16 protein-coding genes and 2 tRNA genes are annotated in these 12,338 nt (G+C 66.4%); 11 read left to right on the forward strand and 7 right to left on the reverse strand.

Translation table 11 applies throughout. The features are described from left to right. The first annotated feature begins 67 nt into the window (after positions 1 to 67). From gatC to FIV50_RS08045, 6 genes are read left to right on the forward strand one after another with little or no spacing between them, the layout of a single operon-like run. The gene (gene gatC, locus FIV50_RS08020; protein WP_042536743.1) at positions 68 to 367 is read left to right on the forward strand and encodes an Asp-tRNA(Asn)/Glu-tRNA(Gln) amidotransferase subunit GatC; all 300 of its coding nucleotides are present in this window, start codon (positions 68 to 70) and stop codon (positions 365 to 367) included. After that, complete coding sequence (gatA, locus tag FIV50_RS08025; RefSeq protein ID WP_140036985.1) at positions 364 to 1,881, forward strand: Asp-tRNA(Asn)/Glu-tRNA(Gln) amidotransferase subunit GatA; 1,518 nt, start codon at positions 364 to 366, stop codon at positions 1,879 to 1,881. Before gatC ends, gatA begins: the two co-directional genes overlap by 4 nt. After that, positions 1,881 to 3,395: an Asp-tRNA(Asn)/Glu-tRNA(Gln) amidotransferase subunit GatB gene (gatB, locus tag FIV50_RS08030; RefSeq protein WP_140036986.1), complete on the forward strand. Its 1,515-nt coding sequence runs from the start codon at positions 1,881 to 1,883 to the stop codon at positions 3,393 to 3,395. The genes gatA and gatB overlap by 1 nt, the downstream gene beginning before the upstream one ends. A 47-nt stretch (positions 3,396 to 3,442) precedes the next feature. Beyond that, positions 3,443 to 4,699, forward strand: a complete 1,257-nt coding sequence (gene dinB / locus FIV50_RS08035) for a DNA polymerase IV (protein ID WP_140036987.1) — start codon at positions 3,443 to 3,445, stop codon at positions 4,697 to 4,699. A 37-nt stretch (positions 4,700 to 4,736) separates the two neighbouring features. Next, positions 4,737 to 5,054 carry a hypothetical protein gene (locus FIV50_RS08040; RefSeq protein ID WP_140036988.1) on the forward strand — a complete coding sequence of 106 codons (318 nt, stop codon included), beginning with the start codon at positions 4,737 to 4,739 and terminating at the stop codon, positions 5,052 to 5,054. Continuing rightward, positions 5,038 to 5,619, forward strand: coding sequence for a hypothetical protein (locus FIV50_RS08045; protein ID WP_140036989.1), 582 nt, complete (start codon positions 5,038 to 5,040; stop codon positions 5,617 to 5,619). Before FIV50_RS08040 ends, FIV50_RS08045 begins: the two co-directional genes overlap by 17 nt. Before the next feature lie 2 nt (positions 5,620 to 5,621). Here FIV50_RS08045 and FIV50_RS08050 read toward each other — a convergent pair whose 3' ends face one another. The 6 genes from FIV50_RS08050 to orn form a co-directional block, all read right to left on the reverse strand. Next, the gene (locus FIV50_RS08050) at positions 5,622 to 6,113 is read right to left on the reverse strand and encodes a DUF2017 family protein (RefSeq protein WP_140036990.1); all 492 of its coding nucleotides are present in this window, start codon (positions 6,111 to 6,113) and stop codon (positions 5,622 to 5,624) included. Beyond that, on the reverse strand, positions 6,110 to 6,403 hold the full coding sequence (gene clpS, locus FIV50_RS08055) for an ATP-dependent Clp protease adapter ClpS (protein WP_140036991.1): 294 nt from the start codon (positions 6,401 to 6,403) through the stop codon (positions 6,110 to 6,112). The genes FIV50_RS08050 and clpS overlap by 4 nt, the downstream gene beginning before the upstream one ends. Then, positions 6,400 to 6,747 carry a metallopeptidase family protein gene (locus tag FIV50_RS08060; protein ID WP_140036992.1) on the reverse strand — a complete coding sequence of 116 codons (348 nt, stop codon included), beginning with the start codon at positions 6,745 to 6,747 and terminating at the stop codon, positions 6,400 to 6,402. Before FIV50_RS08060 ends, clpS begins: the two co-directional genes overlap by 4 nt. Before the next feature lie 36 nt (positions 6,748 to 6,783). Next, positions 6,784 to 7,413: a LysE family transporter gene (locus tag FIV50_RS08065; RefSeq protein WP_140036993.1), complete on the reverse strand. Its 630-nt coding sequence runs from the start codon at positions 7,411 to 7,413 to the stop codon at positions 6,784 to 6,786. 113 nt (positions 7,414 to 7,526) lie between these two features. After that, positions 7,527 to 7,602, reverse strand: a tRNA-His gene (locus FIV50_RS08070). Between the two features lie 36 nt (positions 7,603 to 7,638). Next, positions 7,639 to 8,265, reverse strand: a complete 627-nt coding sequence (gene orn, locus FIV50_RS08075; protein ID WP_140036994.1) for an oligoribonuclease — start codon at positions 8,263 to 8,265, stop codon at positions 7,639 to 7,641. A gap of 59 nt (positions 8,266 to 8,324) precedes the next feature. Between orn and FIV50_RS08080 the strand changes: the two genes are divergently transcribed. After that, positions 8,325 to 8,400 (forward strand) — tRNA-Arg (locus FIV50_RS08080). Positions 8,401 to 8,422: 22 nt separating this feature from the next. Here the strand turns inward: FIV50_RS08080 and FIV50_RS08085 are convergent. Continuing rightward, positions 8,423 to 8,692, reverse strand: coding sequence for a hypothetical protein (locus tag FIV50_RS08085; RefSeq protein WP_140036995.1), 270 nt, complete (start codon positions 8,690 to 8,692; stop codon positions 8,423 to 8,425). Positions 8,693 to 8,895: 203 nt separating this feature from the next. On the opposite strand from FIV50_RS08085, the gene FIV50_RS08090 reads away from it, so the two are divergent. From FIV50_RS08090 to FIV50_RS08105, 4 genes are all read left to right on the forward strand, one after another. After that, positions 8,896 to 9,438, forward strand: coding sequence for a single-stranded DNA-binding protein (locus FIV50_RS08090; RefSeq protein ID WP_140036996.1), 543 nt, complete (start codon positions 8,896 to 8,898; stop codon positions 9,436 to 9,438). Positions 9,439 to 9,522: 84 nt separating this feature from the next. Next, positions 9,523 to 10,020 (forward strand): DUF6993 domain-containing protein, encoded by a 498-nt coding sequence (locus tag FIV50_RS17655; RefSeq protein WP_181164363.1) that lies wholly within the window; start codon positions 9,523 to 9,525, stop codon positions 10,018 to 10,020. 136 nt (positions 10,021 to 10,156) lie between these two features. Next, positions 10,157 to 11,836: an energy-dependent translational throttle protein EttA gene (ettA, locus tag FIV50_RS08100; protein WP_140036997.1), complete on the forward strand. Its 1,680-nt coding sequence runs from the start codon at positions 10,157 to 10,159 to the stop codon at positions 11,834 to 11,836. Between the two features lie 7 nt (positions 11,837 to 11,843). Then, the gene (locus tag FIV50_RS08105) at positions 11,844 to 12,332 is read left to right on the forward strand and encodes an acyl-CoA thioesterase (protein ID WP_140036998.1); all 489 of its coding nucleotides are present in this window, start codon (positions 11,844 to 11,846) and stop codon (positions 12,330 to 12,332) included. Positions 12,333 to 12,338 lie beyond the last annotated feature (6 nt).

Below are 12,338 nucleotides of genomic sequence, written 5' to 3' on the forward strand. Positions count from 1 at the left end.
TGCCCAGCATAGGACCGGCCCCGCTCGACTGCGGGGAGACGACGGGCACGGCAACTAGACTTGGGGCGTGTCTGAAATCACCCCTGATCTTGTGCGCCATCTCGGCGTGCTCGCGCGCATCCAGCTCAACGACGACGAGGTGACCCGACTGACGGGCCAGCTCGATGCCATCGTCGACAACATCGCGAAGGTGTCGGAGGTCGCAAGCCCCGACGTCGCCGCGACGAGTCATCCGATCCCGCTGAGCAACGTCTACCGCCCCGATGTGGTGGGCGAGACGCTCACGCACGAACAGGTGCTCCAGAACGCGCCGGACCAGGCCGACGGCCGGTTCCGCGTCACCGCGATCCTGGGAGAAGAACAGTGAGCGACATCATCCGGATGACCGCAGCCGAGCTTGCGGACAAGCTCGCCAGTCGTGAGATCTCCAGCGTCGAGGCGACGCGCGCGCACCTCGACCGCATCGCCGCCGTCGACGGCGATGTCCACGCGTTCCTGCACGTGAACGAGGGCGCGCTCGATGCCGCAGCGGCCGTCGACGCCCGGCGGGCGGCGGGTGAGCAGCTCGGCCCCATCGCCGGTGTGCCGCTCGCGATCAAGGACGTGCTGGTCACCACCGACCAGCCGACCACGAGCGGTTCGCGGATCCTCGAGGGCTACCGCTCGCCGTACGATGCGACCGTCGTCGCTCGTTCGCGTGCCGCGGGACTCATCCCGCTCGGCAAGACCAACATGGATGAGTTCGCCATGGGGTCGTCCACCGAGCACTCCGCTTACGGACCCACCCGCAACCCCTGGGACCTCGAGCGCATCCCCGGAGGCTCCGGCGGTGGATCGGCTGCGGCTGTCGCCGCTTTCGAGGCTCCGCTGGCGCTCGGTTCCGACACCGGTGGATCCATCCGTCAGCCCGCGCACGTGACCGGCACGGTCGGCGTCAAGCCCACCTACGGCGGCGTCAGCCGCTACGGCGCGATCGCGCTCGCCTCCAGCCTCGACCAGGTCGGACCCGTGACGCGCACGGTGCTCGACGCAGGTCTGCTGCATGACGCGATCGGCGGTCACGACCCGAAGGACTCCACCTCCCTGCGCGACGAGTGGCCTTCGTTCGCGGATGCCGCTCGTGAGGGCGCACGCGGAGATGTGCTCAAGGGGCTCAAAGTCGGCGTGATCCGCGAGCTGCCCGACAGCGGCTTCCAGCCCGGCGTCGCTGACTCGTTCCGCAGCGCGCTCGCGCTGATGGAGGCTCAGGGTGCCGAGATCGTCGAGATCGGTGCACCCCACTTCGAGTACGGCGTGGCCGCGTATTACCTGATCCTCCCCGCCGAGGCGTCCAGCAACCTCGCGAAGTTCGACTCCGTGCGCTTCGGCCTGCGAGTCACCCCCGACGGCAACCCGACGGTCGAGGACGTCATGTCCGCGACGCGCGATGCCGGCTTCGGCGACGAGGTGAAGCGACGCATCATCCTCGGCACCTATGCCCTGTCGGCCGGATACTACGACGCCTACTACGGCAGCGCCCAGAAGGTCCGCACGCTCATCCAGCAGGACTTCGCGAACGCCTTCGCCGATGTCGACATCATCGCGACGCCATCGGCTCCGACGACCGCGTTCAAGATCGGCGAGAAGATCGACGATCCGCTGCAGATGTACCTCAACGACATCACGACGATCCCGGTGAACCTCGCCGGCGTCCCGGGGATCTCGATTCCCAGCGGCCTCGCGGCAGAGGACGGCCTGCCCGTCGGCATCCAGTTCATCGCGCCGGCGCGGGAGGACGCGCGACTCTACAAGGTAGGCGCAGCAGTCGAGACGCTTCTCGTCGATTCGTGGGGAGCACCGCTCCTCACGCGTGCACCCCAGCTCGTGGGAGGGACCCGCTGATGGCCACCGCCAAGCTCATGGACTTCGATAAGGCGCTGGAGCTGTTCGAGCCCGTTCTCGGGTTCGAGGTGCACGTCGAGCTGAACACCAACACGAAGATGTTCTCCGACGCGCCGAACCCGGCGAACGAGGCCTACCACGCGGCTGAGCCGAACACGCTGATCGCGCCGGTCGACCTCGGTCTGCCCGGTTCGCTGCCTGTCGTGAACGAGACCGCGATCCGCTCGTCGATCAGCCTCGGTCTCGCACTGGGCTGCTCGATCGCACCGTCGAGCCGCTTCGCGCGGAAGAACTACTTCTACCCGGACCTCGGCAAGAACTACCAGATCTCGCAGTACGACGAGCCGATCGCGTTCGAGGGCGAGGTCGAGGTCGAGCTCGAAGACGGAACCATCGTGCAGATCCCGATCGAGCGCGCGCACATGGAAGAGGACGCCGGCAAGCTCACCCACATGGGAGGCGCCACCGGACGCATCCAGGGCGCCGAGTACTCGCTCGTCGACTACAACCGCGCAGGCGTCCCGCTCGTCGAGATCGTCACGAAGGTCATCTTCGGCACCGAGCACCGCGCACCCGAGGTGGCCAAAGCCTACGTCGCGACCATTCGTGACATCGTCCGAAGCCTCGGGATCTCGGAGGCCCGCCTGGAGCGCGGCAACCTCCGCTGCGACGCCAACATCTCGCTGCGCCCCCGCGGCCAGGAGAAGCTCGGCACGCGCACCGAGACGAAGAACGTCAACTCGATGCGCTCGGTCGAGCGCGCCGTGCGCTACGAGATCCAGCGTCAGGCGCAGATCCTCGCCGACGGCGGCACTATCACGCAGGAGACCCGGCACTGGCACGAGGACACCGGCACGACCTCGCCCGGTCGTCCCAAGTCGGATGCCGATGACTACCGGTACTTCCCCGAGCCCGATCTGCTTCCCGTGGAGCCTGCTGCAGAGCTGATCGAAGAGCTCCGAGCGCAGCTGCCCGAACAGCCTGTGGCCCGTCGGCGCCGGCTGATGGCCGAGTGGGGTTTCACCGATCTGGAGTTCCAGGACGTGCGCAACGGCGGTCTGCTGGAGGTCGTCGAGGCGACGATCGCAGCCGGGGCGACCCCTGCCACTGCACGCAAGTGGTGGACGGGCGAGATCAGCCGACTCGCGAACACGCAGGAGAAGGACGCCACGGAGCTGATCTCCCCTGAGAACGTCGCGGCGCTGCAGAAGCTCGTCGACGCGGGGACTCTCACCGACAAGCTGGCTCGCCAGGTGCTCGAGGGAGTCATCGCCGGCGAGGGAACGCCGCAGGAGGTCGTCGACAGCCGCGGACTCGCTGTCGTCTCGGACGACGGCGCGCTGATCGCAGCCATCGACGAGGCCCTGGCAGCCCAGCCCGACGTGCTCGCCAAGATCAAGGACGGCAAGGTCCAAGCGGCTGGCGCCGTGATCGGCGCCGTGATGAAGGCGATGAAGGGCCAGGCGGACGCGGCCCGAGTCCGCGAACTCGTCCTCGAGCGCGCTGCGCAGTAACCGGATCCCCCGGACCTCATGTCTGTGGTCCGGGGGAGAATGGTCTCATGGGACACGGTGACGGCAGAGGGCGCATCGTGTCGTCTGCCGATGCCGACGACACCGGAACGAGCATCCTCCACGTCGACATGGACGCGTTCTATGCGGCGGTAGAGGTGCTCGACGATCCGAGTCTGAGCGGCCTTCCGCTGATCATCGGGTCTCCCGATGGCCGATCGGTCGTGTCCAGCGCCTCCTACGAAGCGCGCCGCTACGGCGTGCGTGCGGCGATGCCTGTGTCACAGGCGCTGCGCCTCTGCCCGTCAGCACGCATCGTTCCTCCGCACTTCCATCGATATCAGGCGGTCTCGCGTCAGGTGATGGCGATCTTCGAGTCGTTCACCCCAATGGTCGAGCCACTGTCGGTCGACGAGGCTTTTCTCGACGTGCGAGGTGTCCGGAGGCTCTGGGGCAGCCCTGCGCGCATCGCGCACCTCGTTCGAGAGCGCGTCAAAGACGAAGTGGGCATCACCTGCAGCGTCGGAGTCGCTGCGACGAAGCATGTGGCGAAGATGGCCTCGACGATCTCGAAGCCCGATGGGATGCTCGTCATCGCGGCAGCCGATACTCAGGACTTCTTGGATCCGCGGCCGGTGCGCGCCATGTGGGGCGTGGGGCCGAAGGCGGCCGAGGCGTTGGAGGGCCGAGGAATCCGCACGGTGCGCGATATCCGCACCTCGTCTCAGGCGATGCTCGACCGCGCAGTCGGCCCGGCGCTGAGCGCGCGTCTGGCGGAACTCGCTCGCGGGGAGGACCCCCGCACAGTCGAGACCGAGCGTGTGGAGAAGAGCGTCGGGCACGAGGAGACGTTCGAGACAGACATCTCCGACAGAACCTTCCTGAGAGCAGAGCTCCTGCGCCTCGCCGACCGAGTCGCAGCACGCCTGCGGAGAGCCGAATGGGAGACGTCGACGGTCGCGATCAAGATCAGGTTCGATGACTTCCGCACCCTCAGCCGCTCACAGACGCTCTCGGAACCCACCGCGGTCGGCCAGCGAATCGGCGAGGCCGCCCAGGCGCTCTTCGACCAGATCGAGCGAAGGGACCCCGTGCGTCTGGTCGGGGTGCGCGCTGAGAAGCTGCGGCCGGCCGGAGGCGGTGGCTTCGGCCTCTGGGATGACGACGAGGACTGGCGGCGGGTCGAGGGCGCGGTCGACGACGCCGTCGCACGATTCGGCACGGCCACGATCAGCCGCGCGAGACACATCGGTCGCAGCGACGGGCGTGGTGCCGCGCAGCATCCGCGGGCGCACGGGCTGGATTGACCCTTCTCGCGATCGATTCCTGGGCTAGCGTGGAGACATGCCCAACATTGCACTGGAACTCGGAAAGCAGGCCGCCTCGTTCGGCGTGAAGAGCGCGTACGGCGAGCCGCAGGATGTCGACGGCGTGAGCATCACTCCGGTGGCGTTCACTTACTCAGGCTTCGGCGGAGGAAGCGGTGACGGCGCCGAGGGCGGTGGCGGAGGCGGCGTGTCGGTGCCGGTCGGCGTCTACGTGCGCCGCGAGGAGGGACTCCGGTTCGAGCCCAACATCGTGACGCTGCTCGTCGTGGCTGTGCCGTTCGTCTGGGTGACCGGGCGCGCGTTCTCTCGCATCATCCGTGCCCTCAAGAAGTGACGACCCGGTCGCTGCCGCCCTCGAGCGCGCCGCGACTCTGATCGTCGACGACATCCACATGCTCGCGGCGGCGAACCCGGTCGTCCTGATCGACGGTCGCAGCGGGGCGGGGAAGACGACTCTCGCACGCATGCTCGTCGAGCGCTGGCCGATCGCGGGTCGGGTGCAGCTCGTCGCACTGGACTCGATCTATCCGGGATGGGACGGGCTCAGAGAGGGATCCGAGCGTGCACTGGACGGCATCCTCCGCCCGCACGGCCGAGGATATCTCGGCGAGTGGCGACGATGGGACTGGGAGAACGGCACCGAGGCTGAGACTCACGCGGTGGACCCTGCGCTCGGAGTGTTGATCGAGGGGAGTGGGATCCTCACGCCTGCGACCGCTGCGATCGCGGATGTCCGAGTCTGGGTCGAGTCCGCGGAGTCCGGTCGCAAGGCGCGAGCGCTGGCGCGCGATGGAGAGACGTACCGTCCTCACTGGGAACGCTGGGCGCAGCAGGAGGCCGATCACATCGTGCGCGATGATCCTCGTGCTCTCGCGACCAGGGTCATCGAGGTTCCGTAGCTCTAGAGGAGTTCGTCGGCGGCTTCGATGGTGAGCTCGAGTCGGTACCCGAGCCAGTCGTAGACTCCGAACCTCGGGTCGTCGGGATCGTGGTCATCATCGCTCTCGATGCCGAGGCGGTCGGCGATCACGAGCCGAAGCGCGGTGAGCGTGCGCATCCACGCGTCGATGTCCGACGCGGGTATGTCGAGGTCGTGCTCCGTGAAGGCGTCGCTCTGCGTCATCTCGCCGAGGTCACCGCGCATGCCTGCGAGTGCGCTGCGGACGATGTCCGCGTCCAGAGCGCGTCGATCGAGAAGGTCATCTCCTGTCGCATCGCGGAAGGCGCGCGAGGAGTCCTCGTCGTCGGGGTAGGGATCGGGAAGCAGCCGGGCGATCGCGGGATCGTCGATCTCGCGGTTCGCGCCGACGAGTTCGCGGAAGTCGTCGACCAGCTGCGCGAGCTGCGCGCCCTCGACCCGAGCCATGCGGATCCGTACCACCGGTTCGCTCATCTCGCGGCCTTTCGGACAGTCGCCCACAGGCCGTAGTCGTGCATCGCCTGGGCGTGCACCTCCATCGTCTCGCGCGGCCCCGTCGCCACGATGGCCTGGCCGTCGTGGTGGACCTGGCGCATGAGCACCGTCGCGCGCTCCAGCGAGTAACCGAAGTAGGTTCGGAACACTCGCACGACGTAGCTCATGAGGTTGACAGGGTCGTTCCACACGACGACCTCCCACGGTTCGAGCGGAGCTGCCGCGAGATCCACGAGCTCTTCGATATCGGGCGTCGCGAGGGGGCTCATGCCCACCCCAGCGTGTGGAGCTGCTCGTCGTCGATGCCGTAGAAGTGCGCGATCTCGTGCACCAGGGTCGTGTGTATCTCGTCGCGCAGCTCGTCGTCGGTCTCGCATGCAGCCAAGTGAGGCTCGCGGTAGACGACGATCCGGTCGGGGAGTTCGCCGGAGCCGTATTGCGTGCGTTCGGTCAGCGCCAGCCCGTCGTAGAGCCCGAGCAGGTCGAGGCTTCCGTCCTCAGGGCGGTCCTCGACGACGAACACCACATTCTCCAGCCCGTCGACCATCTCGTCGGGCAGCCGATCGAGCTCGTCGATCACTAGTTCTTCGAAGTTTGCGGCATCCATTTCCATCAGGTCCAGCCTATTGCCGGGTGGGGGAGCGTTGCCTCAATGCAGGAAGACGAGGAGACCAGCGACGGCGATGAAGAGGATCCCGAAGACGCTGTTGAGGGTCCGCTGCCCGCTTGCCGATCGTGTGAGCCGGCGGAACGGACGCGCGGCGGTCGCGAAGAATCCCCACATCACCACGATGTCGACGATGAGGACCGTGCCGATGAGAGTGAGGTACTGCGGGAGCTGCGGTTCATCCAGACGGATGAACTGCGGGATGAAGGCGAGAAAGAAGACGATCGCCTTCGGGTTGAGGAGGTTCACCCAGAACCCCCGCCTGATCATCGACCAGTGCCCCTCGTAGAGGTCGATGGTCGGCCCGTCGTCATCGGCGGGGAGCATCGGTCTCGTGAGGATGAGACGTATCCCGAGGAAGACCAGGTACGCCGCGCCGGCGTACCGGATCACGTTGAACAGCACCTCGGACTGCGACACGACGAGCCCCAGTCCCGCCGCGACGATGACGACGTGCACGATGAGAGCGAGCTGCTGTCCGAGGATTCCCCAGATCGAACGACGCCAGCCCTGGCTCAGGGCGTTCGACATCGTGTTGATGGCGCCGGCCCCCGGCGTGAAGCTGATCACCACGCAGGCGGTCAGAAGCGAGAACCACACTGCGAGCGACACTCCGCAATCCTACGGGTGGCTCACCCTGCCTCGATCACCGGCGTCAGGTCGAGTGCGCGAAGCGGACGGGAATTGAAGAAGGTCCGAGTCTTTCGACTCGGACCTTCTCTGTGTGGGGTGAGTAACGGGACTCGAACCCGCGACATCCGGCACCACAAGCCAGCGCTCTACCAGCTGAGCTATACCCACCATGTGCCGATCGTGATCGGCAACCAGACGAGTCTATTACATGTTCGGAGTGAACTCTGACACGGTGCGTGCGGCGATGTCGCGAGCATCATCACTCGAGGGTCCGGGCTCGTCGACGAAGACCGCCTCGCGGTAGTACCGCAGCTCGCGGATGGACTCGAGAATGTCGGCGAGGGCGCGGTGTCCGCCGTCTTTCGCGGGTGCCTGGAAGAAGACACGGGGGTACCACCGCCGCGACAGCTCTTTGATGCTCGAGACGTCGACGTTGCGATAGTGGAGCCACTGGTCGACCTGACTCATGTACTTGGCCAGGAACATCCGGTCTGTGCCGATGGTGTTGCCAGCGAGCGGAGCCTTGCGTTCGACGGGAGCGAACTGCTTGATGTACGCGAGGGTCTGCGCCTCGGCCTCCGCCAGAGATACACCGTGAGGGATCTCGGTGATCAGCCCTGACGTCTCGTGCATCTTGGTCACGAAGTCATTCATGTTCTCGAGGGCTGCGTCGCTCGGGCGGATCACGATCTGGAAGCCCGGGTCGACCGGACGGAGTTCGAAGTCGGTGACGACGACGGCGATCTCGACGAGTTCGTCGACGGCCAGATCGAGGCCGGTCATCTCGCAATCGATCCAGACGAGGCGGTCGTTTTCTGAGGCAGATACCATCTCGCCATCCTATCGACGGCTCTGACATCCGAGTTGGGCGCGGTACGGTAGATCTGTGCGCCTCCGTAGCTCAGGGGATAGAGCAGGAGCCTTCTAATCTCTTGGTCGCAGGTTCGAATCCTGCCGGGGGCACCATCACCTGAACCGGGCGGCGCGCTCATCCGTTGCGCAGTGCGGCGACCGCGTCATCTGCGCTCCAGAAGTCGCCGACGAGTCGGAACGATGCCGTCGCGAGGTGCAGGCGCTCCGCCCGGTAGCGAACCCCGAGCGGATCCGGGATGAGGCGCAGATGGCCGAGGACCCTCGCTCTCGCGTCTTGAACCCGCCACAGGTGGGCAGATGCGCGCACGAGGTGCTCCTTCTTGGTCGACAGCTGCGGTGTCGCGTAGGGGACCTCGGGTACGGACGTGATCAGGGTTGCAGACATCGAATCTCCTTTCATGGTTCGAACATATGACCGACCACCGACATTGCGCGCCAGGGGGAGGATGCCCGCGAACGCAGTTCTCCTGCACATCCGGGCGCAGATCCGGGTTGCTCAGGATGTCCGTGTTCCCGGCATCGTCGAGGAGTCGGCATGGCGCACTCTGAGGTGATCCGGACGCACGCTCCGGGCACAGAGGAGAGAACATGCATGACACAGTGACCATCGTCGGCAACGTCGCCACCGATCCGACTCAGGGGCGAACGACCAGTGGAATCCCCGTCACGAACTTCCGACTCGCGAGCACGCATCGACGATTCGACGGTGCGACGCAGACGTGGGTCGACGTGACGACGAACTGGTACTCGGTGGCGGCCTTCCGTCAGTTGGCGGAACACGCGAAGGTCTCGCTGCGGTCGGGTGACAGCGTGATCGTGACGGGCAGGATGAAGATCCGCGCCTGGGAGAACAACGGCAAGCAGGGCACGAGCGTCGACATCGACGCCGATGCGATCGGCCACGACCTCCGGTGGGGGACGACGGCGTATCGACGGAGTGCACGATCGGCCGTCGATGCCTCGCCCAGAAGCGCTGCTGCATCGGATCCGCACGACGACAGCGGGCAGCCTTCGCTCTCGGGTGACGACGTGGCGGACATCGACACGTCGTGGGCAGCGCGGGACGGCGGGCTCGCCGGTGCCGAAGACGACTTCGCGGATTCGTCTGCCGCAGGGACGCGGTCTCTCTGAGTCCCGCGACCGAACGACGCGGGCGCACATGGCACTCGGGAGCGCTCGGGCGCGTGCGGGGGAGGAGGCCCTTAGACTCAGTTCGTGCTTCGACGACCGGACTCCTCCGCATCGCGTGCGGCGATCGCGACCGGTGTCGCCACGACGCTGGTGCTGCTGTTGACCTCGTGCGGGCCGACCACTCCGCCCACGCCGGAGCCCACCGACGCCGGTGTGAGCCCCAGCCCGTCGGCGTCTCCGTCGGTTCCCGTGTACGTCGCAGACGGCAGTGCAGACGACAACCTGCCGCTCTTCGCGGCCGTGACCGGTAGCGTCTGGGCGTCCGACCAGCGGGCCTCAGGCCGCGCATACATCGACGCGTTGACGGTCGCCGGGTTCGACCGCGCAGCCATGCAGGTGACCCAGGACGTCACGACTGTAGGGAACCCTGTTGAGAGCCTGATGTTCGCCGTGCGCTGGGGAGACACCGAGTGCCTCATCGGTCAGGTGGGTCCGTCGACGGGCGAACCCGTCACGGTCGTGATGCCACAGCTGGCCGAGGGCCGTTGTCTCGTCGGGGCGACGCGAGCGATCGACTGGTGACACGCCGCGTCCCGGCCGCGGGTCGCGACTCCCTCACCCGTGTCTCAGAGGTCGCACCGGCGTTCGGTAGCGCCTGCCGCGATCGCCGGTAGGCTGGAGTGTCGATCTTCGACGCCAACAGAAGGAGCGGTTTTCGGTGGCTGAGTACATCTACTCGATGGTTCGTGCGCGCAAGGCGGTGGGCGACAAGCTCATCCTCGATGACGTCACGATGGCGTTCCTCCCCGGTGCCAAGATCGGCATGGTGGGTCCGAACGGCGCCGGTAAGTCGACGATCCTCAAGATCATGGCCGGGATGGACACGCCGTCGAACGGTGAGGCGAAGCTGTCTCCCGGTTTCTCGGTCGGAATCCTGATGCAGGAGCCCGAGCTCGACGAGACCAAGACGGTGATCGAGAACATCCAGGACGGCATTGCCATCAAGGCCAAGGTCGACCGGTTCAACGAGATCTCCATGCTGATGGCAGATCCCGATGCCGACTTCGACTCGCTTCTCGCCGAGATGGGCACCCTGCAGGAGGAGATCGACGCCGCAGACGGCTGGGACCTCGACTCGCAGCTCGAACAGGCCATGGATGCCCTGCGCACGCCGCCAGGCGACGCGGCGATCGCCCCGCTCTCCGGCGGTGAGAAGCGCCGCGTCGCGCTCGCGAAGCTTCTCCTGCAGAAGCCCGATCTGCTGCTGCTCGACGAGCCGACCAACCACCTCGACGCGGAGAGCGTGCTCTGGCTGGAGCAGCACCTTCAGGCCTACAAGGGTGCCGTCATCGCCATCACTCACGACCGGTACTTCCTCGACCACGTCGCCGAGTGGATCGCCGAGGTCGACCGTGGCCGCCTGATCGGCTACGAGGGCAACTACTCGACCTACCTGGAGAAGAAGGGCGAACGCCTCGAGATCCAGGGCAAGAAGGACGCGAAGCTCGCCAAGCGCCTCAAGGAGGAGCTGGAGTGGGTCAGGTCCAGCGCGAAGGGCCGTCAGACCAAGTCGAAGGCTCGACTCGCGCGGTACGAGGAGATGGCGACGGAGGCCGAGCGGACCAGGAAGCTGGACTTCGAGGAGATCTCGATTCCCGCCGGACCGCGCCTCGGAAGCATCGTGATCGATGCGAAGAAGCTTCAGAAGGGCTTCGACGGCCGGGTGCTCATCGATGGGCTCAGCTTCAACCTGCCGCCGAACGGGATCGTCGGGGTTATCGGACCCAACGGTGTCGGTAAGACGACCCTGTTCAAGACGATCGTGGGTCTGGAGCCTCTCGACGGCGGTGACCTCAAGATCGGCGAAACGGTCAAGATCAGCTACGTCGACCAGTCACGCTCGAACATCGACCCCGACAAGACGCTGTGGGAGGTCGTCTCCGACGGACTCGACGTCATCACCGTGGGCAAGACCGAGATCCCCTCGCGTGCGTACGTCTCTAAGTTCGGGTTCAAGGGTCCGGACCAGCAGAAGAAGGCAGGTGTGCTCTCCGGTGGTGAGCGCAACCGTCTGAACCTGGCCCTCACGCTCAAGGAGGGTGGCAACCTGCTTCTCCTCGACGAGCCCACCAACGACCTGGACGTCGAGACGCTCGGTTCGCTCGAGAACGCGCTTCTCGAGTTCCCCGGCTGCGCCGTGGTCATCACCCACGACCGGTGGTTCCTCGACCGCATCGCGACCCACATCCTCGCCTACGAGGGCACAGACGAGAAGCCCGCTCAGTGGTACTGGTTCGAGGGCAACTTCGAGGCTTACGAGGAGAACAAGATCCAGCGTCTCGGAGCCGACGCGGCCAAGCCGCACCGGTCGACGCACCGCAAGCTCACGCGCGACTGATCGCTCGATGTCCGACCTGACGCCGGGGCCCCGGCTGCACATCCCGATCCACCTCCGCTGGGGCGATCTGGACGCATTCAATCACGTCAACAACACCTCGATGCTGAAGCTTCTCGAGGAGGCGCGCGTGCGCGCGTTCTGGCGTGCGGGCCCCGGTGAGCAGGCGCCCTCGACGGCCGTGCTCGACTCAGGCATCGACGAGGGCACGCTGACGCTCATCGCCCGGCAGGAGATCGAGTACCTCGCTCCCGTGCCGTATCAGCGGCGACCGCTCGAAGTGCAGATGTGGTTCGGCAAGCTCGGCGGCTCCAGTGTCGAGGTCTGCTACGAGGTGCACAACGACCCCGCGGCCGAGCCTCGCACGATCTATGCGCGGTCGACCGCGATCATCGTGCTCGTGGACGCCAAGACGGGCCGGCCCACCCGTCTCACGCCCGAGATGCGCGACGCGTGGGAGCCGTACGTCGGCCCCTCCATCGAGTACGCCCACCGCTGACCTGCG

The organism is Microbacterium foliorum, assembly GCF_006385575.1.
Classification (GTDB): Bacteria; Actinomycetota; Actinomycetes; order Actinomycetales; family Microbacteriaceae; genus Microbacterium; species Microbacterium foliorum_B.

What these genes read in the sequence shown, in the direction of transcription:
- FIV50_RS08085 (WP_140036995.1), bottom strand. Translation starts at nt 8,692, where the DNA reads ATGTCTGCAACCCTGATCACGTCCGTACCCGAGGTCCCCTACGCGACA.
- clpS (WP_140036991.1), bottom strand. Translation starts at nt 6,403, where the DNA reads ATGAGCCCCCTCGCGACGCCCGATATCGAAGAGCTCGTGGATCTCGCG.
- FIV50_RS08060 (WP_140036992.1), bottom strand. Translation starts at nt 6,747, where the DNA reads ATGGAAATGGATGCCGCAAACTTCGAAGAACTAGTGATCGACGAGCTC.
- orn (WP_140036994.1), bottom strand. Translation starts at nt 8,265, where the DNA reads ATGGTATCTGCCTCAGAAAACGACCGCCTCGTCTGGATCGATTGCGAG.
- FIV50_RS08050 (WP_140036990.1), bottom strand. Translation starts at nt 6,113, where the DNA reads ATGAGCGAACCGGTGGTACGGATCCGCATGGCTCGGGTCGAGGGCGCG.
- FIV50_RS08090 (WP_140036996.1), top strand. Translation starts at nt 8,896, where the DNA reads ATGCATGACACAGTGACCATCGTCGGCAACGTCGCCACCGATCCGACT.
- gatB (WP_140036986.1), top strand. Translation starts at nt 1,881, where the DNA reads ATGGCCACCGCCAAGCTCATGGACTTCGATAAGGCGCTGGAGCTGTTC.
- FIV50_RS08040 (WP_140036988.1), top strand. Translation starts at nt 4,737, where the DNA reads ATGCCCAACATTGCACTGGAACTCGGAAAGCAGGCCGCCTCGTTCGGC.
- dinB (WP_140036987.1), top strand. Translation starts at nt 3,443, where the DNA reads ATGGGACACGGTGACGGCAGAGGGCGCATCGTGTCGTCTGCCGATGCC.
- FIV50_RS08105 (WP_140036998.1), top strand. Translation starts at nt 11,844, where the DNA reads ATGTCCGACCTGACGCCGGGGCCCCGGCTGCACATCCCGATCCACCTC.